Origin of the sequence: Rhodobacter sp. JA431 (genome assembly GCF_900217725.1) — a bacterium.
Classification (GTDB): domain Bacteria; phylum Pseudomonadota; class Alphaproteobacteria; order Rhodobacterales; family Rhodobacteraceae; genus Rhodobacter; species Rhodobacter aestuarii.
This window is the reverse complement of sequence record NZ_OBMP01000005.1, coordinates 171,546-189,828: the sequence shown is the minus strand read 5'-3', so window position 1 is coordinate 189,828 and position 18,283 is coordinate 171,546. Positions and strand designations below refer to the sequence as shown.

Here is an 18,283-nt window from a genome sequence, read left to right as displayed (position 1 = left end):
GAGAAAGGGGGAGGTGCGGCTCTTTAGAGAAGCACCGAAGGAAGCCAGAGCGAAATCGCCGGCACGAAGGTGACAAGCATCAGCACCACCAACATGCACAGCAGGGGCAGCCATACTCGGCGCGAGACCTGCTCGATCCGCCGCCCGGCGACTGTGGCAGAGACGTAGAGGCAAATCCCGTAGGGCGGCGTCACGAGGCCGATGGACAGGTTGAGCGCGGTGATGATGCCGAACTGGACCGGGTTGATCCCGTAGCTTTGCGCGATGGGCAGCAGGATCGGCAGCAAGATCAGCACCGCCGAGATGCTTTCCATGAACATGCCGACGACCAGCAGCAAAACGTTCACCAAGAGCAGAAAGACGACCGCGCTGTCTGTGACGCCGGTGAGCCAGTCACGCAGCATCGCCGGGAAGCCTTGGGTGGCGATGATCCATGTAAAGACCGAGGCGGTCGAGACGATGATCAGCACCGTCGCAGAAAGCGAGATGGCGCGCAGGAAAATACGCGGAAGGTCTTTCAGGCGGAGTTCTTTATAAACGAAGATGGTGATGACCAGCGTCGTGAAAAGCGCCACGCAAGCGGCTTCGGTTGCCGTGAAGATACCGCCGACGATACCGCCAACGATGACAACGGGAACAAGAAGGCCCGGCGCAGCATCGACAAAGCTGACCCAGAGGCGGCGCAGGGTGAAGGCTTCATGCTCGCGGTAAGCATCGCCGCCACGCCGCGCAAAGAGCCAGCAACCGAGCATCAGGCCCACCATGACCAAGAGGCCCGGCCCGATCCCACCGAGGAACATGGCACCGATCGACTGGTTCGCGGTGATCGCGATGATGATCATGATGATCGACGGCGGGATGATTGCGGCGAGCGCGCCAGAAGCGGCAATGACAGAGGCGGCAAGGTCAATGTCGTAGCGGCGTTTGCGCATCTCGGGGGTCATCACCGCGCTAATGGCGGCCGTATCGGCAGAGCCAGAGCCCGAAATGGCGGCCAGCCCGGTGCCCGTGACAATAGAGACGAGATAGAGGCTGCCGGTGATCCAGCCGACCAGCGCAGAGGCAAGATTGACGAAGCGCCGCGCAATGCCTCCCGCTTCCATCAAGAGGCCCGCGGCCACGAAGAAGGGGATCGCCATCAGCGTGAAGGAACTGATCCCGCCGTAGATACGCTGTGCCACGATAGAGATCGGGGCATTCGTGGTGAGTTCAATCGCCAAGAGGGCCGCGATGCCAAGGGCCAGAACGATCGGCGTGCCCGAGACAAGAAGAATGAGAAATCCGCCAGCCGCCCAGATCATGCTTCGGCCTCCGCGATCTCTGCGCGCACTCGGCCAGGGTGCAATACGCGGGGCAGGGTCGCCACGGCGAATTCCAGAAGGAAGTAGCTAAAGCCCACAGGCAAGGCCATGTAAGGCACCGCCATCGGGATTTGCAGCGCCGGGGATTTGACGATGAAGCCAATGGCGAGCAGCGACAGCGAGCCCGTAACCACGACGCCGAGGAACCAGATCCCGAGCAGGAAGCCCGCACCATTGCAAAGCCGTTGGATCGGCCGAGATGCCCGGAGGAGCAAAAAATCGACCGCGACATGCTGGTTGAAACGCATGGCGATGCCCGCGCCAAGGAGCGTGAGCCAGACCTGTGCGAAGGTCGCGGTTTCCTCGCTCCAAGCGATGGAATAGTTGAAGAAGTAACGCCCGATGATCTGCGCGAGGATCGCACAGGCCATATAGGCGATGAGCAGAAGCGCGATGACATCGACCACCCGGCGCAATACGACCAGAGCGATTTTCAAAAAGGCCGCCGGGGCAATTAGCCAACGAGGCATGCCAGAGCCCTTCGCTCCGGTTTCATCGGTGGTCTGCCTACTCATCGCGGTCTCTCCATTCTTCCTTTTTCGTGCGATCTGCCTGAGCGGCGCCCGCAACGGTGCTTTTGGGAAAGGTTATCGGCAAAGGCGCGTGTAGGAAGGCGAGGAGCTATAAATTTCTTTATAGGAAGTATTCGATGCGCCGTTTTCGCGAATATTCCCAGAGTGTCCGCTTGCCTTTGAGGGGGCACCGTTCGCATGGCGAACAAGAAGCAGGCATATTTTGGATCAGCGACCAAAATCAGGTCAGAATGTTAACGCCCACATTTGGGAAAATCGACCCCAAACCCGCCTTTCGACGGTGTGTTGGTAAGAATCGCTTCTGGGAATTTTAGGAAAGGCGCCGCTTTACGCGCTGCTCAGACGGTGCCGGAGCGTTGGCTGGCCAGCCTGACTTCGGCAATGCGCTCCACCACGCGCTTGCCAAAAGCATTGATGAAGCGCTGGGTCTGGCGTGACGGGGGGCGCGACTTCGGCGTCGCGGCCAGCAGGTCAAAGCGCAACTCTGGTGCATAGGGGCGCACGACGAGGCCGGGGCGCATCGCCGTGAAGGCCGATAGTTCATCGACCAGCGCGACCCCCCATCCCTCGCTTACGATCCGCGCAGCGGTGTTCATGAAACGGGTTTCGATGTTGGGTCGGTAGTCGTAACCAGCGGCTTGAAAACTGTCAGCCAGTGTCAGCCCGACCCGGTTGGCAACCTGCGGCCCAACCAAGGGGCGATCAACAAGGTCACGCGGCGTGACCACGTCCAGCTTCGCCAGCGGGTCTTGGGCATCGCAAAGACAAACGGTGCGCAATTCATCGACGGTTTCGAATTGCAATCCTTGCCGTTCATAGGCGGAGATCATGAAGGCAACGTCGGCGACGCCGTTTTCAACCACCTGAAGCACACTGTCTAGCGGGCGTGTCTCGACCGAGATTTGCACGCGCGGAAATTCGCGCCCGTAATCGGCAATCAGGCTTGGCAGCACCGCTTCGCTGAGTTCTGCGGTTGTGGCCACGCGCAAACGGCCGATTTTGCCCATCCGCAGGTCTGCCGCGCGCTGGTTCACCGCGTCGCGGAGCAAGAAAAGCGGCTCGGATTCCTCAAGCAGGATAAGCGCCTCTTCGGTCGGGGTGAGCCGGTTGCTCACCCGTTCAAAAAGCGCGAAGCCAAGAAGGGTTTCGACATGACGGATGGTGTTGGAAATCGTCGGTTGCGACATGCCCAGCGTTTCCGCTGCCCCCACGGTGGTCCGATATTGCACCACGGCTCGAAGGATTTCGAGCTGCCTGAGATTCAGCATGTCGCCTTTGTCGTCCCCATTTGCAACGACCGTATCAGCTGCGTGTCAGACGAATTCGCCGGAAATTGCGCACCTTGTCAGTGAACGGCCCAAAGCCTTTGATAGCATTGAATTCGGGCGTTTCATAGGCCTCTGGACCGGTGATCGTGTAGATCGCCACATGGCGCGGACCACCTTCAAGGCATTTCTCGCGCCGCGCATCCAGCCAGCCCGGGCAGGCAAGGATATCGGGCAGATGTTGCTCTTCGTACCATGCGTCGAAGGCGGCCTCGTGTTCGGGGTCGATGTCGACGAAGACGATATGTGTCTGGCTCATTCTGGGGCCTCCAAGCAGGGGCGCAACGCGGCCATCAAGGCGTCGAGTTCTGCGGGCAAAATGCGCGGTGTGGGCGCGCGACAGGCTGGGGATTCAATGCGGCCAAGTTCCGCAAGGCAGGCCTTAAGACGCGCGGCGGCAAGGTGCCCCGGCGCCGCGTAAACCAAACGCGCAAGGCCAAAGAGGTTTTCGTGAATGGCACGGGCCGCCTCAATCCGCCCGGCTCGGACATGGGCATCCAGCGCGGTGATCTGTTTGGGCACAAGCGCCGAGAGGCTGACCGCCGAGCCATCGCTGCCGATCATGAAACAGGGGAAAAGATGCTCGTCACCCGAGGCCATCACCGCCACATCGGGGCGCATTTCGCGCGCAATGCGCCGGGTCACCTCGTAGGATTTGGTTTCCCAGCTGCCCTCTTTGATGCCAACAACCGCTTCGATTTCAAGCAATTGGCGCAAAACATCGGGCGTATAGGCAAGCTTGCCGGAGCCAACCGAGCCTTGGAAAAGATAAATCTCCGCCCCCGTGGCTTCGGCGATCCCGGCATGATGGGCCACAATCGCGCGCGGATCGGCGCCAAGCGCCCAAGAAAAGGGCGCAAAGACCATGATCGCATCCGCCCCCGCCCTCAGCGCGGCTTGCGCATCGGCGGCGGCCGTGGCGGTGGTTTCGGAACTGACGGCGGCCAGAATACGGCGCGGGCCAGCCACAGTGCGGGCGATGCGGACCACCTCGGCCTGCTCGTCGCGCGTCATGTGGATGCCCTCGCCCGCATGGCCGTTGAGCAAGAGCCCCGCTTGACCGGGGTCGGCCAGAACGGTCTCAAAGTGCCGCTCAAGGCTGGCGCGATCAAGCGCGCCAGTCTCGGTCATTGGGCAGATAGTCGCCGCGTAAAGCCCACCGCGCGCAGCAAGGGGCATCAGAGAACCTCCGCAGCGATCAGCGCTTTGCGGACGCCTTCGCGGACCGTTTCGGATTGCGGCAGAAGCGGAAGGCGCGGCGTGGCATTTTTGATCACGCCCATCATCTGCAGCCCGTCTTTCATGCGGGTGTGCATGTCGACCACTGGCGCGGGGCCATAGATCGCCCGGACTACCGGGTAGAGCCGGTCATTCGCGGCGCGCATCTTGGCAAGGTCCATCTCTTCCGAGGCTTGCCAAAGATCGGCCAAAAGCCCGGGCACAAGGCTTGCCAGCCCCGACAGGATGCCGTCGCCGCCAAGCGCCACTTGCGAAAAGAACCAATGAAAGTTCGAGGGCAGGATCGCGGTCTCGGGAGAGGCGGCTTTCACCGCGCGGCGGTTTTCATCATAGGCGAGCAGCGTTGCCGAGCCTTCCTTGATCGCGACAACCTCGGGGATTTTCGCGATTTCGGCCAAGACCTCGGTCGAAAGGCCGAAGCCAGACGCGATCGGGAATTGGAAATGCGACAGCGGCATTTGCAATTCGCGGGCGAGCTTTTCAAAAAGCTTCACCGCCGCAGCCGTATTGGCATTGCCGCCGCCAAGCGCCTCGACCGGGAAGATCACCGCCACATCGGCGCCCGCTTCGCGCACCATCTCGGCTTGGCGCAGCGCATCGGGAATACCCGTGGCAACAACACCAGACAGAAGCGGCTGGCTCGGCGCGATTTGCGCACGGGTGCGTTTGATCACCTCGATCTTTTCGTCATCGGTAAGCGCGGTGGCTTCGCCCGCATGGCCATTGACGAAGACGCAATCGGTGGTTTCGGGCTTGGCGCAATGGTCAAGCACGGCGGCATAGCCGTCCCAGTCGATCGCGCCCGCCTCATCAAAGGGAAGCACAGTGGCAACGGTAATGCCGCGCAGGTCTTTGCCGGTCAGGGTCATGATGTCACTTTCTTTCGCGGGAATTTCAGCGTCGCATCGGCTTTGAGCACTTCAACGCCGTCTTCGTTTTTCGCCGAGGCTTGCCAGTCCACGGTGCGGTTTTCTTCGTCTTTGGCGGAGATCCAAATTTCGAAGGTAATCGTGTCGCCGTAGCGCACCGCCCCGGTGAACCAAAAACTGTCACGGATCGAGACACCAAGCGTGCCAACCAGTTCGGCGGTCAGCACCGAGGTGCAGATGCCCGCGACCAAAATTCCGGGCGCGAGCCGCTCGCCAAAGCGGGTGTCGGCGGCATATTCCTCGTCTACATGCACCGGGCCAAAATCGCCCGTTGCGGCGATATACATGCCGCCATCAACCTCGGTCACCGTTTTGGAGACAGTGACCCGGTCGCCGACATTCAGCGCGTCGATGGGGCGAATATCATACATCGGCACAAACGCGCGCCATGCGCGCCGCGCCCTCGATCACGGTTTCATCGCCAGCCGTCCCGGTGAGGGTGAAGGCGAGGCTCTCACCGACCTCGGTGACGGTTGCGGTCGCGGCCAGCGTTTCTGCCAGAACCATCGGCCGCAAGAAGCGGAAGGAAATCTCGGCGATTCGCCATTCCGGCCCCGCTAGCCGCGCGAGCGCGGTGGTGAAAAGCGCACCTGCGGCGAGTTCAAACACCGCCATATCGGCCAGACCTTGAGCCTTGGCCTTGGTCCTATCGACATAAAGACCGCCAAGATTGCCAGAGATTCCGGTGAAGAAGCCTTGTTCGGCAACGCTGAGCGTTTTGCGGAAGGTGATGGATTGGCCTTGTGTGGGAAGGGTCATGTCTAGCGCTCCGCTCACAGGGTCAGGCCGCGCTTGATCACCGAACGGGCGATCAGCATGCGGTGAATCTCAGAGGTGCCGTCGTAAATCCGCGTCACGCGGGCGTCGCGGTAGATCCGCTCCAGCGGCAGTTCTTTGGTGAAGCCATAGCCGCCAAAGACCTGAATGCCGCGGTCCGCCACCCGGCCCAACATCTCCGAGGCCTGCACCTTGACCATCGAGACCTTGTCGCGCGGGTCCATCCCTCGATCGACTTCCCAAGCGGTGTTGAGCACCATCATCCGCGTGGCAAAGATTTCCATCGCGCTGTCAGCGATCATCTGCTGCACCATCTGAAAATCGCCAATCGGTTGGCCGAATTGCTTGCGCGTGGCGGCGTGCTCGCGCATCAATTCCAACACGCGGCTCGCCATGCCCACGGCGCGCGCACCGATATGGCCGAGCCGGATGCCGCTCACATTGCCCATCATCACCCGGAAGCCGTCGCCGACCGTGCCAAGCACATTGCCTTTGGGCACGCGCACATCGTCGAAGACCATCTCCGCATGCCCGTAACCGCGATGCCCCATCATCGGCTGGCTGCGCAGGACCTTGAAGCCCGGCATATCTTTATCGACGATCAAGAGAGAGATACCGCCGCGCGCGCCTTTTTCGGGGTCGGTCAGCGCCATGACGATGACGTAATCGGCAATATCGCCATCCGAAATGAAGTGTTTGGTGCCATTGAGCACCCATGCGTCGCCATCCAGCCGCGCATTGGTTTTGATCGCCGCCGCATCCGATCCGGCCCCCGGCTCGGTGATCGCCATCGCGCAGATTTTCTCCCCCCGCACGGTCGGGAAGAGGTATTTCTCGCGCAGCTCGCCCTCGAACAACTCTAGCATTGGGTAGACTTGGCCAAAGATGCGCCGGATCAGCGCGTCCGACGTTTGGCCGAGTTGCTCTTCGACCAAGCACATGTCCAGAACGCCCAGCCCGCCGCCGCCGACCTCTTCGGACATGTTGAGCGCATAGAAGCCAAGCGCCTGCGCTTCGGCCTTCACGGCGGCGAGCTTTTCCGGCGGGATCTTTGCCGCCTCTTCGGTCGCCTGCTCAAGCGGTTGGACCTTCTCGCGCACGAAGCGTCCGACCGCTTCGGTGACCATTCTCATTTCGTCTGAAACGGTGAAATCCATTGGGGTTCGGCTCCTGTTGTCTCGGGGATGCGCTCAGTTGCGCATCTTGTCGGTTTGGGCGACCACGCCTTCGGCGATCAGTCGCGCGATCTCCTCCTCCCCGAGGCCCGCATCTGCCAAAATCTCCCGGCTTTGCGCGCCAAGAGCGGGCGGCGTCAGCCGCACCGGTAGCGTTTCCCCGTCGTAGCGCACGGGGCTTGCCAGCATCGTCATCTTCGTCCCGCTGGGCGAGGTGACATCCAGGAAGGCGCCCAGATGCTTGACCTGCGGGTTTTCGCGCAGCGCATCGTAATCTTGCACAACCTCATGCCAGACCCCGGCGGCGGTTAGCTTTTCTACGGCTTCGGCCGTGCTGAGGGCCGCCATGCCGGCGCGCACCCCAGAGGAAATCTCGCCACGCCGGTCGAACCCGTCTTTGGCGGTGAAGTCGAGGAATTCGGGCAGATCAAGCGCGCGCGCCAAATCGGCGGGCGTGGACATGGAAATCATCACATGACCATCGGTCGTGGCATAAACGCCATAGGGGGCCGGGCTGAACCAGTTGGCCATGCCATTCGCGCCGCGCGGACCCGCACGATCGGCCCCGTTCATCCAAGCGGTGATCGACTCGCCTTGCATATCCATCGCCGCTTGCAACATGTTCACGTCAACGCGGCGGCCTTTCCCGGTGCGGGTCCGTTCAAAGAGCGCCGAAACAATGCCAAAAGCGGTTAGCGCGGCTGCGTGGTGGTCAATCGGCACAGAGCCGATGGCGACCGGGCCGCTTTCCATGCTGCCAGTGTGGGCGGCGAGGCCGGACATCGCCTGCAGCAAGATGTCTTGCCCGGGGCGTTTCATATAGGGGCCATCGACGCCGTATCCGGTGGTCGTGGCATAAATGATCGTCGGGTTGACCGCGCGCATCTCGGCTTCCGAAAGGCCCAGCTTATCAAGCGTGCCGGGACGGAAATTTTCCATCACCACATCCGAAACCGCGATCAGCTTCTTCACCGTGGCGATCCCCTCAGGCGATTTCAGGTCAATCGCGATCGAGCGCTTGTTGCGCCCGGTGGTGATGTGATTGACCGAGGTGTCATCGACGAAATGGTTCGCCACGGCCCAATTGCGCTGGAACGCGCCGGTCAGCGGCTCCACCGAAATCACATCGGCGCCAAGGTCGCCCAGATGCTGGGCGGCCGCAGGGCCCGAAAGGAAGTGGTTGAGGCTCAGTACCCGAATTCCGTCAAGCGCGCCCATGTGCCGTCCCGTCTTTGTCAATGAGAAGGTGAGCCTAGGTCAGAGCGGGATTCTTTGGAATATAGCTTACTATGCTATTGTCGGCGCCATGAATTCGTTTTTTAAATAGTTGTGACGTCTTGAAGGCGGTCACATCAGCCGGTGCGAGGAGTCACTGAATTTATAGACGCTGCGCTTGAGTGGGGGGCCCAATGGCGCTTGGTGTTGCGCGGGTTCGGTTGGTGAGATGGCCAAGCGCTCCCAGGTCGCCCTTGAAACAATCCGGGCAGCGGTGAAAAGAGGAAGTGACGCGGAAGTCTTTTCGGACTTCTTGCTTGCATCGCTTGAATTTATTGGAAAAGTGGCAGCCCGTAGGGGAGTCGAACCCCTCTTTTCAGGTTGAAAACCTGACGTCCTAACCGATAGACGAACGGGCCACCGTTGCCGCTTTGTTGCGTTGCCGCGCGGCGTGGAGCGGTGTTTAGGCCAGCCGCGCGTGACTCGCAAGAGGGTTTTTGCAGTTTTTCCAAACTTTCTTTCAGATCGCGCAAGTTTCTGAAAAAATGTTTTGCGGCAATGGGTTGTGCGGGGGCTTAGGCGCGGGCCGCATCGTCAAGGCGCAGTTGCACCTTGTTGCGCCCGCCCCAACTGTTGATTTCAAGCTTTCCGGCAAGGTGAAACCGCCCCGCGCCGCCTGCCGAGAGGATGTCGCCAAGCGCTCCGTCAAAGGCGCCAAAGGCGATGGCGTCGATTTTGGCACCAAGCCCGTCCCCGAAGGAAAACCGCAGATGCGTTTCGCCGATCCGCCGCGCGCCAGAGATCGCCATATCGGCAAAGGCAAAGCGCGGTGCGGGCGCGCCTTGCCCGAACGGGCCAGCGCGGTCGAGGTCTTCCACAAGCGCATTGCTGGCGGCTCCGGGCATCAAAAGCCCGTCGAGCCGCAGATCGGTTGGGCCCCCTGCGCCCGCACCTTGCCGTTCCAAAAGTTCGGCCAAGCGCGCCATCGCGGGGTCCAGCTTTTCCGCCTCAACGGTCAGGCCCGCCGCCATTCGGTGGCCGCCGCCCTTGAGCAAAAGTCCCTCGGCGGCAACGCGCTGCACAGCGGCCCCAAGGTCGACGCCCGCCACGGAACGGGCCGAGCCTTTGCCAATGCCGTTTTCAAGCCCAATCACCACCGCCGGGCGGTTCGTGGCTTCCTTCAGGCGTGCGGCGACAATGCCCACCACGCCGGGATGCCAGCCCTCGCCTGCGGCCCAAACCAAGGGGCCATCAAGGCCACGGCTTTCCGCCTGTGCGAGCGCGGCTTCGCGGACGCGGTTTTCAATATCGCGGCGTTCAGAATTGAGCCGGTCGAGCCGTTCGGCCAGCGCTTCGGCCTCTGCCTGTTGATCGGTGGCCAGAAGCCGTGCGCCAAGGTCTGCGGCGCCGATGCGCCCGCCTGCGTTCACGCGCGGGCCCAAGAGGAAGCCCAGATGATAGGCAGTGGGTGGGCGGTCGATGCGCGCCACATCCGACAGCGCCACAAGCCCGGGGCGTTCGCGCCGCGCCATCACCTTGAGCCCTTGGCGCACCAGCGCCCGGTTCACGCCGATAAGCGGGGCGACATCGGCCACGGTGGCAAGCGCAACAAGATCCAAAAGCGCCATCAGGTCAGGGCCTTTGATACCCTCTGCCCGCAATTGGCGATTTGCTTCCACGAGCATCAAGAACACGACCGAAGCCGCGCAAAGATGCCCCAGATCGCCGCTTTCATCTTGGCGGTTGGGGTTCACGCAGGCCACGGCGGGGGGCAATGTCTCGCCGCCCAAGTGGTGGTCCAAAATTACCACATCGGCGGGTTTGGCGGCCGCCACAGGCTCGTGGCTGAGCGTGCCGCAATCCACGCAGACGATCAGCCCATGATTGCGCCCGAGTTCCTGCATTGCGGGGACGTTCGGGCCATAGCCCTCGTCGATCCGGTCGGGAATATAAAGCGTGGCAGAGGCGTTGAACTGGCGCAGCCATGTAAGCAGGAGCGCGGCAGAGGCGCCGCCATCCACGTCGTAATCGGCAAAGACTGCGATTTTCTCGCGCGCTTTGATTGCGCGCAGGAACCGCGCAGCGGCGGTCTCCATGTCTTTGAGGTTATGCGGATCGGGCAGCAGGTCACGCAATGTCGGTTCAAGGAAGCCTGCGGCCTCGTCTGGCGCGACACCCCGCGCCACCAGCACACGAGCGAGCGGCAAGGGCAGGCGGGTGGTTTGCGCCATCGCCTCGGCCAGCCGGTCCGCCTCAATCGTGGGGCCGACCCAGCGCCGCCCGGTCAACGACATCTCGACATTCAGGAACGCATTCATGGCTTTCGCATAGCGAAAATCGCAAACGCCCGCCAGTGGCGGGCGCAGCGAGATATGAAACTTTGCAGATCCAAGATCAGCGGATCGGGTTACGGTAGATCATGTGGCGCACCGAGCCGGTTTTCGAGCGCATCAGGATCGTTTCCGTTTCCAAGAATTTCGGGTTGCGCTTCACACCGCGCAGGATCGAGCCATTGGTCACCCCGGTGGCCGCAAAAATCACATCGGCGCGGACCATGTCGTCGCGGCCATAGATTTTGTCGAGATCGGTGATGCCCGCCTTGCGCGCCCGGCCGCGTTCGTCATCGTTGCGGAACAAGAGTTTGCCCCACATTTGCCCGCCCATGCATTTGAGCGCGGAGGCAGCAAGCACGCCTTCCGGCGCGCCGCCCGAGCCCATATACATGTCGATGCCGGTCACATCGGGTTCGGCGCAGTGGATGATGCCAGCCACATCGCCATCGGTGATCAGGCGGATCGCAGCACCGGTGGCGCGCACTTCCTCGATCAGGTCTTCGTGGCGCGGACGCTCCAGAATGCAGCAGGTGATGTCGCGATTGGTGCAGCCTTTGGCTTTGGCCAGCGCGTTCACGCGCTCGGTCGGCGTCATATCGAGGCTCACCACGTCTTTGGGGTAACCCGGGCCGATGGCGAGTTTGTCCATGTAAACATCGGGCGCGTGCAGCATGGTGCCGCGCGGAGCCATGGCGATAACGGTGAGCGCGTTGGGCATGTCTTTCGCGGTCAGCGTCGTACCTTCAAGCGGGTCAAGAGCGATGTCCACCGCCGGGCCTTCGCCGGTGCCGACTTCTTCGCCAATGTAAAGCATGGGTGCTTCGTCGCGTTCGCCTTCGCCGATCACCACCACGCCGCGAATGTCGAGCGCGTTGAGCTGCTCGCGCATCGCGTTCACGGCGGCTTGGTCGGCGGCTTTCTCGTCGCCGTGACCGATCAGCTGAGCCGAGGCATGGGCCGCGGCTTCCGAGACGCGGGCGAGGCCAAGGGAAAGCAGACGGTCATTGAAATCGGTGGGGACACTCATGGCGTTTCCTGTGCATGAAGATGGGTTGGGCACAGCTAATCCGTCGCACCACCGGGTGACAACCCTGTGAACGCTAACGCGAAATTCTGTGTCAGATGGCTTCGGCGGGAGGCCGCTGCACGCGCAGGTAGAGTTGCAAGATCATTCCGATCATCGCGCCATTGAGCAGGTGCCACAGGAAATGCGTGCCTTGGGGCAGGCTGGTGCAGATGTCGCGATCCAGCGTGCGGAAGGTGAGCGAGAGTAAAAACGTCCCAACTGCCGCCGCGAGCCACCAGCGCTGCGGATGACGGCGACGAAACATGATGATGCCGAACACCGCCATCGCGATGACCGCAGGCGCATATTGGCCAGAGCCGTTGAGCGGGTCGGGCTTGGTGGGGGCGGCGGGCAGGGTTTCAGGCGGTGTACCTTCGCCCATCGCCAGAAAAATTAGTGTGGCGACGGCAGCCAAAGCGATCGCGGCGACAACCGCGGGAGGCGGCGGCTTTGCGCGGAGTTTTGCCGTGAGCGCAATGATATAGACGGCGACGAAGCTCCAGATCGGCAGCACATCGGCCAGTTCAGACCAGCGGTTGGCAAAGGTGTGAAACAGGAAAGACCCGACCCCAATGAGCGCCGCCATCACAATCAGCACCCAGCCCATAAGGTCGGTGCCCCGCGTTCGTGCGGTGAGCGCGGCAAGGGCCGCGAACAGCGGGAAAGACAGGTTAGAGATCGCGTTCAACGGCTCGGCCCAAAAGCCCGGGCCAAGCCGTTCGCAATAGATATCGACGGGGGTAAACCAGTCCATGCGCTTCTCCCGAGGGTCGGGAAAAGCCTGCCTTAGACCTCTTCGATACGCAAGGCGACGGGCGCACCATCCACCACGCCGGTGCCGGGCAGCGCGGCAATCGCCACATCAATCGCATCGCGGGTGGTTTTATGGGTGACGATCAGCACCGGGGCGGTGGTGTCGGCGTGGCCATATTGCCGCATCCGCGAAATGGAGACGCCCGCATCGCCCAAAGCGGAGGCGATTTTTGCCAGCGCGCCGGGTTTGTCGACCAGTTGCAGGCGCAAATAGAAGGGCGCCGGGGCGGAGACCGCCGCCGGAATCGGATCGGCCAAGCTGGTCGCAGGTTGGCCAAAGGTCGGCAACCGCAGCCCGCGCGCGATATCGAGCACATCGCCCATCACCGCGCTGGCGGTCGGGCCTTCGCCCGCGCCTGCACCACGCAACACGATTTGGCCAACCGAGTCGCCCTCGATCACCACCATATTCGTGCCGCCTTGCAGTTGGCCCAAGGGCGAGGCCGCAGGCACAAGGCAGGGGGTCATGCGCTGTTCCAAGCCGCGCCCGGTCATTTGCGCGACGCCCAGCAGTTTGATCTTATAGCCCATATCGGCGGCGCGGCGGATGTCGTCAATCGAGATGCAGCCGATGCCTTCCAGCACCACATTGTCAAAGCTGACCTTGGTGCCAAAAGCGATCGCGGCGAGGATCGAAAGCTTATGCCCGGCATCAATGCCGCCGACGTCTAGGTTCGGGTCAGCTTCCAGATAGCCCAATTGCCGGGCCTCTTCGAAGACCGTGTCATAGGGCAGGCCCGCGGTTTCCATCCGCGTCAGGATGTAGTTGCAGGTGCCGTTCATCACGCCCATGACACGGCGGATCGCGTTGCCCGCCAAGCCTTCGGTCAGGGATTTGATCACCGGAATGCCACCGGCCACGGCGGCTTCATAACGGATCACGCGGCCTGCGCCTTCGGCCAATTCCGCAAGCTCTTGGCCGTGATGCGCCAAAAGCGCTTTGTTTGCGGTGACCACATCTTTGCCCGCGTTGAGCGCGGCAATGGTCGCGTCTTTGGCCGCGCCGTCATGCCCGCCCATCAATTCCACGAACACATCGACATCGTCACGCGTGGCCAGCGCCACTGGATCGGTTTCCCACGCATAGGCAGAAAGATCCGCATCGCGGTTCTTCGTGCGGTCACGCGCCGAAACGGCCGTGATCGTGACGGGGCGACCGGTGCGCGCGGTCAGCATTTCTGCGTGGCGCTGCACAATCTTCACCACGCCGATGCCGACGGTGCCAAGTCCCGCGATGCCGAGGCGGAGCGGTTGGGCGGGGGCAGACATGGGAACCTCGTGCGATTGACGGACTGTTGCGCTCTGTTAGCCGTTTGCCGTGGCGCTTGCAACGCGCCCGTGCGGTGTGGCCGCGCGTAGAGTTATGGCGTCGCCGTGCGCAGGGCAGCCGCGCGGGCTTTCAGCGCGGCGGCCCGCGCTTCGAGCTCCGGTGCGGGCGAGGGGGAAAGTGGCTCTTCGATCAGCAGCGTTTCTGAGGGCACGAGGGCAGGATAGGGGCTGCTTTGCGGGCTGCCGCAGGCAGCGAGTGCCAGCAAGAGCGCGGTCAGAAACAGCGGGAACGTGGGGGTGTTGCAGGGCATGCGGCATCGCTCTGGTTCGGATCGGCCCACCATAGGCGGGCCGGGCAGGCGGCGCCAGAGTGCTTTGCAGTTGAATTATGAACGGGTGTTCAGTTACCTTGGGCTATGGCACGCAAGACTGGCTCTCATGCAGAAATCACCGGCCCGCGGATTCGTGCGGAGGCCAGCCGCCTGTTTGCGCGCCACGGCTTTGCCGCCGTTTCAATGCGCCAGATTGCGGCAGCCGTGGGCGTGCAGGCCGGGGCGCTTTATCTTTACACCCCCGATAAAGAGGCGCTGCTCTTTGATCTGCTCAAAGGGCACATGGATGAATTGCTTGCCGCTTGGGCGCAAGAACCGCGCGGCACAGACCCGCTTGCGGCACTTGAGCGTTTCGTGCGCTTTCACATCCGCTTCAACCTTGAACGCGCTGAGGCGGTGTTTCTGAGCTATATGGAATTGCGCAACCTCTCAGAGCCGAATTTCTCGGTGATCGAGGGGCTGCGGAAGCGTTATGAAACCGAGCTTGAGGAAATTTTAAAGGCGGGGCAGGCGGCGGGTGCCGTTTCTGTGCCCGATACCAAGCTCGCAACTATGGCGATCATCGCGATGCTGACGGGGGTGAACACCTGGTATCGCGAAGGCGGGCGGCTCAGCCGCGCCACCGTCGAAACGATCTACTGGGATATGGTGCGAAAGGCGGTTGGGGCCTGATCGGCCGGCCCAAACCTATTTCGTGTCGTTCCAGACGGTGCGCGGGCCGCGTGGGCGCGTGACAACAAAATTCGACATCCTGATCCGGCTACTTAGGCCCTGTCGGGTCCAGTTTTGACCGTCGAGCTTCAAGGCCTTGTCACCAATCGAGAAGATCGGGAAGAAGGTATAGGAGGTCTCGAGGACCACCGCTGTGTCGCCTGCGGCCATCATCGGAATCCGGTCGGCCTCGGCATTGATCGAGGATTGGGTATGGATCGCGACCCCGCTCGCGGCGGTGTAGGACTTTTCAAGCGTGAATTGCTTGTTGGTGCCGTCGCAGGCGCGCAGATCGGACGTCGTTGCGCCGCAAGTAATGATCGAGAGCCGCAGCCAAGTGTAGTTTTCATTTGGCGCAAAGCTGATGAAATCGAAGATCTGCTTCAGGCCAGAAACATAGTTCGGCCCAATCGAATCGCGCTCGCGCGAGACCATATCGGCAATCGTGTAGCTTGCGCGCAGCGCCTGCGAGCGCATGCGGAAAGCTTCGTAAAATTGGAAGGCAATCACGAACCAGCCCAGAACGAGCAGCCCGCCAAAGAGCCCCTCAATTGCGACTGAGCCCTCCTCACGTTGCCGGAATTTTCTGAAAAATTTAATCATTTTACGACCCGGGGCGAGGTTCGTTAATGAATACGCTGCGGGCGATCAGCGGGAAGGTCCCGTTCGGGCCGCTGCCCAAGACCATGCCAAGCGGGTTTGCCTTCATCATCGGTTCCATTTCAAGGCAGGCACGCACCAGCATCGGTTGGTTGGTGGCCCCCCGCAGAACCTGCGGGGTTGGATAGTTCGCGATGTCTTTTGGGCAGAGCGCGGGAACTTGTTGCGGGGCGGTCCAAGGGGTGCCGGTCGTGATGATCGGCACCACCTCGACCGAGAGCGTTTCCATGCAATCGGGAATGAAGGCGATATTTTCGCAAATCGAGCGCTTAAGCTGTTCGCGTGTTGGCAGATCGGCGATGCCAAGGCGCAAGATGCGCACGCTCATGTCAACGCCCCGGTCAAACAGGGTTTGTTTGATCGTCGTCACCCCCAATTCAACCCCAGCTGCCATGATCATCAAAAACAGCGGCAGCCAGAAAAGGGTGGGGATCGTCACCGCACCCTCTTCGGAGCGGCGCAACCGGCGCGGCAGATTGATGTGAAGCCCCCTGATTTTCATTTTTCTGCTCAGTTCGTTAGTCGCAGCGAGTTGATGGCCGAAGCAATCGAGGCGAAGGCCTCTGTTAGATCGAGCGCATCAACCTCATAGGCATAGGTTTCTGCCGTCGCGCATTCGCTCAGAACTTCTTTGCCCGCATCCGGAGCGTCCACCGCGACGGTAAAGATCACGATATTGCGGTCTTCGTCCTTCGCCGCTTCACACAGGCTGATAAGCGCGGAGTCTTTGGTCGAAAATTCCGATTGTTCTGCCATCGTGTCATAGATCGCAGTTTTGCTCATGCCATAGGCTGCCCCGGCTGCGCGGCCCCCGAACTGGTCGATGAACCCTTGCAGCGTGTAGCCTTTGCCCCAGATCGTTTGCCATGTGATGTTGTATTTCTGGCTCGGCATTTGCCAAGAATAGAGCCACGCGCCATCACGCATCCGGTAGTAGGGTTTATAGTAGGACGGCACGTAGTAATAGAGGTTGTCCCAATCGGTGCTGTTGGTCGAGAAGGCAGACGAGTTGCGCGTCGAGACAAAGCCCGAGTCCCCGGTGCGATAGGCGGTCTTGGTGGAGTAGGACCGGGTGTTTTGACCGTCCGTCATCAGCACCATGACTTTCATCGCGGTGTCGTCGACATCCTTCGTACCGTCATCGTAATCGAGCGGGCGCCCCGCAAGATCGTTCGATGCCCAGCCTTGCGAGATCATCGAGGCCAGGGCCGGACGCGCTGCCGGGTCCAGAAGTGCAAGCCCCCAGCGGGCGCCGACGTCAATTGCGGTGTCGCCACCGGGGGTCAACCCAGAAATCTTGTCCTTGATCGTTTGCTCATCGTTGCCGTAGGCCAGAACCGTAGCGAAGCTTTCGTTCGGGCAGTTCATGATCCCACTAGAGGTCGTGCGCGCGAGGCTGAAGTTGTTGCCCCAATAGTCGAAGCTATCGCCATACATGGTGCGTTGAAGCGTCGTAGAGGGGGAGATGGCAATCTGGCTCGTCGGCAGTTTGAAAACATCGGCGCAGGTGTTTTGCGTGTGCTCCGTCGACAGGCTGAACACCGAACCAACGCGCGAGCCGAGCGTCACTTGCTGGTTGTAAGGCACCACCGAAATCGACAAGCGCCCGGCGGGTGCGCTGGCCGGTTGCACGGTATCGAACATCTGCTCAACAAAATTCAATGCGGCTGGGCGCAACTGGTCCATGCGCGTCGGGTAGACGCCGTTCCAGCGCGAGTCATCGTCATGATAAATGTTGAAGTTCATCGAGCCAGAAATGTCGAGCACGAGCGAGATTTCGACGTTGCCGATGGACTCTGTCGCTTGGCTGTTGCCAGCGGTGTAAAGCTCATTAATGCCCATCAGCGGGCCAAACAGGGTGGGCATCCGATCCGTCGCGCGGATCGTGACACGGCGCCACTCTTTGAAATTGCCCTCTTCAACCGTGGTGTCCACATCAAGATAGTCGAGCCCGGCCTTCGCCAGATAGTCGTCAATCACAGCCTCAGGCTCGAGGTCTTGGGAGAGGGAGGCTGCTGCAAGCGCCGCGCGGTCCAGCGTGTTTTGGATAATGGCGCGTCGATCCTCGACCCGCACGAAGTCGATGGCGATGCCAGTGCAAACCATCATCAGAATGAAGATTTGCAGAGACAGGATGATGAGTGCGCCATCTTCGTCGCGTATGAACTTCGCAAGCCAGCGCTTTGCGCAGCTTTGTGAGGCATCCGTTCTGTGCCGCTTCTGTTGCATTCCACCACTCCGCATCGGTTTGCCCCCGGGGTGTGAGGGCAACCGGAATATAATTTCCCGTCCCTCTTATCCGGGGGGATAGGGGCGGAAATGAGGCGTCACGAGGGCAGCGGGGCTGTATTGTCTTAGGATTTGCAACGGTTTGAGGCTGCGCAGCAGCTTGGTTTCTATGAAATTAACAGTGTGACACGAAAATTCCGTGGAGCTTATGCATTTGGATATGGGCGTTAAGTCTTTGGGCGTAGCGATTCGCGGAAGGGTGCGGCGTGTCGGCTTGTATTTGGGGCTCTCGACTCCGGCGTGGCGAAGCCCGATA

At 61.3% G+C, this 18,283-nt stretch carries 19 protein-coding genes and 1 tRNA gene; 1 reads left to right on the top strand and 19 read right to left on the bottom strand.

Annotation, left to right across the window (positions count from 1 at the left end):
* Positions 1 to 23: 23 nt before the first annotated feature.
* From CRO18_RS12035 to CRO18_RS11960, 16 genes are all read right to left on the bottom strand, one after another.
* Complete coding sequence (locus CRO18_RS12035) at positions 24 to 1,301, bottom strand: TRAP transporter large permease (protein WP_097082293.1); 1,278 nt, start codon at positions 1,299 to 1,301, stop codon at positions 24 to 26.
* Positions 1,298 to 1,876 carry a TRAP transporter small permease gene (locus CRO18_RS12030; protein WP_249276058.1) on the bottom strand — a complete coding sequence of 193 codons (579 nt, stop codon included), beginning with the start codon at positions 1,874 to 1,876 and terminating at the stop codon, positions 1,298 to 1,300. The genes CRO18_RS12035 and CRO18_RS12030 overlap by 4 nt, the downstream gene beginning before the upstream one ends.
* Before the next feature lie 356 nt (positions 1,877 to 2,232).
* Entirely contained in the window at positions 2,233 to 3,162 is a 930-nt protein-coding gene (locus tag CRO18_RS12025) for a LysR substrate-binding domain-containing protein (protein ID WP_249276057.1), read from the bottom strand.
* 34 nt (positions 3,163 to 3,196) lie between these two features.
* Entirely contained in the window at positions 3,197 to 3,478 is a 282-nt protein-coding gene (locus CRO18_RS12020) for a DUF4286 family protein (RefSeq protein ID WP_097082291.1), read from the bottom strand.
* Positions 3,475 to 4,398 carry a dihydrodipicolinate synthase family protein gene (locus tag CRO18_RS12015; RefSeq protein ID WP_097082290.1) on the bottom strand — a complete coding sequence of 308 codons (924 nt, stop codon included), beginning with the start codon at positions 4,396 to 4,398 and terminating at the stop codon, positions 3,475 to 3,477. Before CRO18_RS12015 ends, CRO18_RS12020 begins: the two co-directional genes overlap by 4 nt.
* On the bottom strand, positions 4,398 to 5,327 hold the full coding sequence (locus CRO18_RS12010) for a dihydrodipicolinate synthase family protein (RefSeq protein ID WP_097082289.1): 930 nt from the start codon (positions 5,325 to 5,327) through the stop codon (positions 4,398 to 4,400). Before CRO18_RS12010 ends, CRO18_RS12015 begins: the two co-directional genes overlap by 1 nt.
* On the bottom strand, positions 5,324 to 5,758 hold the full coding sequence (locus tag CRO18_RS12005; protein WP_076483775.1) for a MaoC/PaaZ C-terminal domain-containing protein: 435 nt from the start codon (positions 5,756 to 5,758) through the stop codon (positions 5,324 to 5,326). The genes CRO18_RS12010 and CRO18_RS12005 overlap by 4 nt, the downstream gene beginning before the upstream one ends.
* Positions 5,751 to 6,146, bottom strand: coding sequence for a hotdog domain-containing protein (locus CRO18_RS12000; RefSeq protein WP_097082288.1), 396 nt, complete (start codon positions 6,144 to 6,146; stop codon positions 5,751 to 5,753). Before CRO18_RS12000 ends, CRO18_RS12005 begins: the two co-directional genes overlap by 8 nt.
* 14 nt (positions 6,147 to 6,160) lie before the next feature.
* Entirely contained in the window at positions 6,161 to 7,321 is a 1,161-nt protein-coding gene (locus CRO18_RS11995) for an acyl-CoA dehydrogenase family protein (protein ID WP_097082287.1), read from the bottom strand.
* A 33-nt stretch (positions 7,322 to 7,354) separates the two neighbouring features.
* Positions 7,355 to 8,557: a CaiB/BaiF CoA-transferase family protein gene (locus CRO18_RS11990; protein WP_097082286.1), complete on the bottom strand. Its 1,203-nt coding sequence runs from the start codon at positions 8,555 to 8,557 to the stop codon at positions 7,355 to 7,357.
* A gap of 341 nt (positions 8,558 to 8,898) precedes the next feature.
* Positions 8,899 to 8,973 (bottom strand) — tRNA-Glu (locus tag CRO18_RS11985).
* 156 nt (positions 8,974 to 9,129) lie between these two features.
* The gene (gene recJ / locus CRO18_RS11980; RefSeq protein ID WP_097082285.1) at positions 9,130 to 10,872 is read right to left on the bottom strand and encodes a single-stranded-DNA-specific exonuclease RecJ; all 1,743 of its coding nucleotides are present in this window, start codon (positions 10,870 to 10,872) and stop codon (positions 9,130 to 9,132) included.
* Positions 10,873 to 10,948: 76 nt separating this feature from the next.
* Positions 10,949 to 11,914, bottom strand: coding sequence for a class II fructose-bisphosphatase (gene glpX / locus CRO18_RS11975; RefSeq protein ID WP_076483763.1), 966 nt, complete (start codon positions 11,912 to 11,914; stop codon positions 10,949 to 10,951).
* 91 nt (positions 11,915 to 12,005) lie between these two features.
* Positions 12,006 to 12,707: a ceramidase domain-containing protein gene (locus tag CRO18_RS11970; RefSeq protein ID WP_097082284.1), complete on the bottom strand. Its 702-nt coding sequence runs from the start codon at positions 12,705 to 12,707 to the stop codon at positions 12,006 to 12,008.
* 32 nt (positions 12,708 to 12,739) lie between these two features.
* Positions 12,740 to 14,035: a homoserine dehydrogenase gene (locus tag CRO18_RS11965; protein ID WP_097082283.1), complete on the bottom strand. Its 1,296-nt coding sequence runs from the start codon at positions 14,033 to 14,035 to the stop codon at positions 12,740 to 12,742.
* Between the two features lie 92 nt (positions 14,036 to 14,127).
* Positions 14,128 to 14,346 (bottom strand): hypothetical protein, encoded by a 219-nt coding sequence (locus CRO18_RS11960; RefSeq protein WP_097082282.1) that lies wholly within the window; start codon positions 14,344 to 14,346, stop codon positions 14,128 to 14,130.
* 105 nt (positions 14,347 to 14,451) lie between these two features.
* Between CRO18_RS11960 and CRO18_RS11955 the strand changes: the two genes are divergently transcribed.
* A complete protein-coding gene (locus tag CRO18_RS11955; RefSeq protein ID WP_097082281.1) occupies positions 14,452 to 15,039 on the top strand; it encodes a TetR family transcriptional regulator in 588 nt (195 codons plus the stop codon).
* Positions 15,040 to 15,054: 15 nt separating this feature from the next.
* Here the strand turns inward: CRO18_RS11955 and CRO18_RS11950 are convergent, their stop codons facing one another.
* The 3 genes from CRO18_RS11950 to CRO18_RS11940 form a co-directional block, all read right to left on the bottom strand.
* On the bottom strand, positions 15,055 to 15,681 hold the full coding sequence (locus tag CRO18_RS11950; protein WP_097082280.1) for a hypothetical protein: 627 nt from the start codon (positions 15,679 to 15,681) through the stop codon (positions 15,055 to 15,057).
* Between the two features lies 1 nt (position 15,682).
* Positions 15,683 to 16,177 carry a hypothetical protein gene (locus CRO18_RS11945; RefSeq protein ID WP_143128637.1) on the bottom strand — a complete coding sequence of 165 codons (495 nt, stop codon included), beginning with the start codon at positions 16,175 to 16,177 and terminating at the stop codon, positions 15,683 to 15,685.
* Between the two features lie 71 nt (positions 16,178 to 16,248).
* Positions 16,249 to 17,967: a TadE/TadG family type IV pilus assembly protein gene (locus tag CRO18_RS11940; RefSeq protein ID WP_097082278.1), complete on the bottom strand. Its 1,719-nt coding sequence runs from the start codon at positions 17,965 to 17,967 to the stop codon at positions 16,249 to 16,251.
* Positions 17,968 to 18,283 lie beyond the last annotated feature (316 nt).

Bases quoted from the DNA above. Each gene is read 5' to 3' on its own strand.
- CRO18_RS12015 (WP_097082290.1), bottom strand. From the start codon at position 4,398: ATGCCCCTTGCTGCGCGCGGTGGGCTTTACGCGGCGACTATCTGCCCA.
- CRO18_RS12005 (WP_076483775.1), bottom strand. From the start codon at position 5,758: ATGTATGATATTCGCCCCATCGACGCGCTGAATGTCGGCGACCGGGTC.
- CRO18_RS12010 (WP_097082289.1), bottom strand. From the start codon at position 5,327: ATGACCCTGACCGGCAAAGACCTGCGCGGCATTACCGTTGCCACTGTG.
- glpX (WP_076483763.1), bottom strand. From the start codon at position 11,914: ATGAGTGTCCCCACCGATTTCAATGACCGTCTGCTTTCCCTTGGCCTC.
- recJ (WP_097082285.1), bottom strand. From the start codon at position 10,872: ATGAATGCGTTCCTGAATGTCGAGATGTCGTTGACCGGGCGGCGCTGG.
- CRO18_RS11960 (WP_097082282.1), bottom strand. From the start codon at position 14,346: ATGCCCTGCAACACCCCCACGTTCCCGCTGTTTCTGACCGCGCTCTTG.
- CRO18_RS11995 (WP_097082287.1), bottom strand. From the start codon at position 7,321: ATGGATTTCACCGTTTCAGACGAAATGAGAATGGTCACCGAAGCGGTC.
- CRO18_RS11990 (WP_097082286.1), bottom strand. From the start codon at position 8,557: ATGGGCGCGCTTGACGGAATTCGGGTACTGAGCCTCAACCACTTCCTT.
- CRO18_RS11970 (WP_097082284.1), bottom strand. From the start codon at position 12,707: ATGGACTGGTTTACCCCCGTCGATATCTATTGCGAACGGCTTGGCCCG.
- CRO18_RS11950 (WP_097082280.1), bottom strand. From the start codon at position 15,681: ATGATTAAATTTTTCAGAAAATTCCGGCAACGTGAGGAGGGCTCAGTC.
- CRO18_RS12000 (WP_097082288.1), bottom strand. From the start codon at position 6,146: ATGACCCTTCCCACACAAGGCCAATCCATCACCTTCCGCAAAACGCTC.
- CRO18_RS12025 (WP_249276057.1), bottom strand. From the start codon at position 3,162: ATGCTGAATCTCAGGCAGCTCGAAATCCTTCGAGCCGTGGTGCAATAT.
- CRO18_RS11940 (WP_097082278.1), bottom strand. From the start codon at position 17,967: ATGCAACAGAAGCGGCACAGAACGGATGCCTCACAAAGCTGCGCAAAG.
- CRO18_RS12030 (WP_249276058.1), bottom strand. From the start codon at position 1,876: ATGAGTAGGCAGACCACCGATGAAACCGGAGCGAAGGGCTCTGGCATG.
- CRO18_RS12035 (WP_097082293.1), bottom strand. From the start codon at position 1,301: ATGATCTGGGCGGCTGGCGGATTTCTCATTCTTCTTGTCTCGGGCACG.
- CRO18_RS12020 (WP_097082291.1), bottom strand. From the start codon at position 3,478: ATGAGCCAGACACATATCGTCTTCGTCGACATCGACCCCGAACACGAG.
- CRO18_RS11965 (WP_097082283.1), bottom strand. From the start codon at position 14,035: ATGTCTGCCCCCGCCCAACCGCTCCGCCTCGGCATCGCGGGACTTGGC.
- CRO18_RS11955 (WP_097082281.1), top strand. From the start codon at position 14,452: ATGGCACGCAAGACTGGCTCTCATGCAGAAATCACCGGCCCGCGGATT.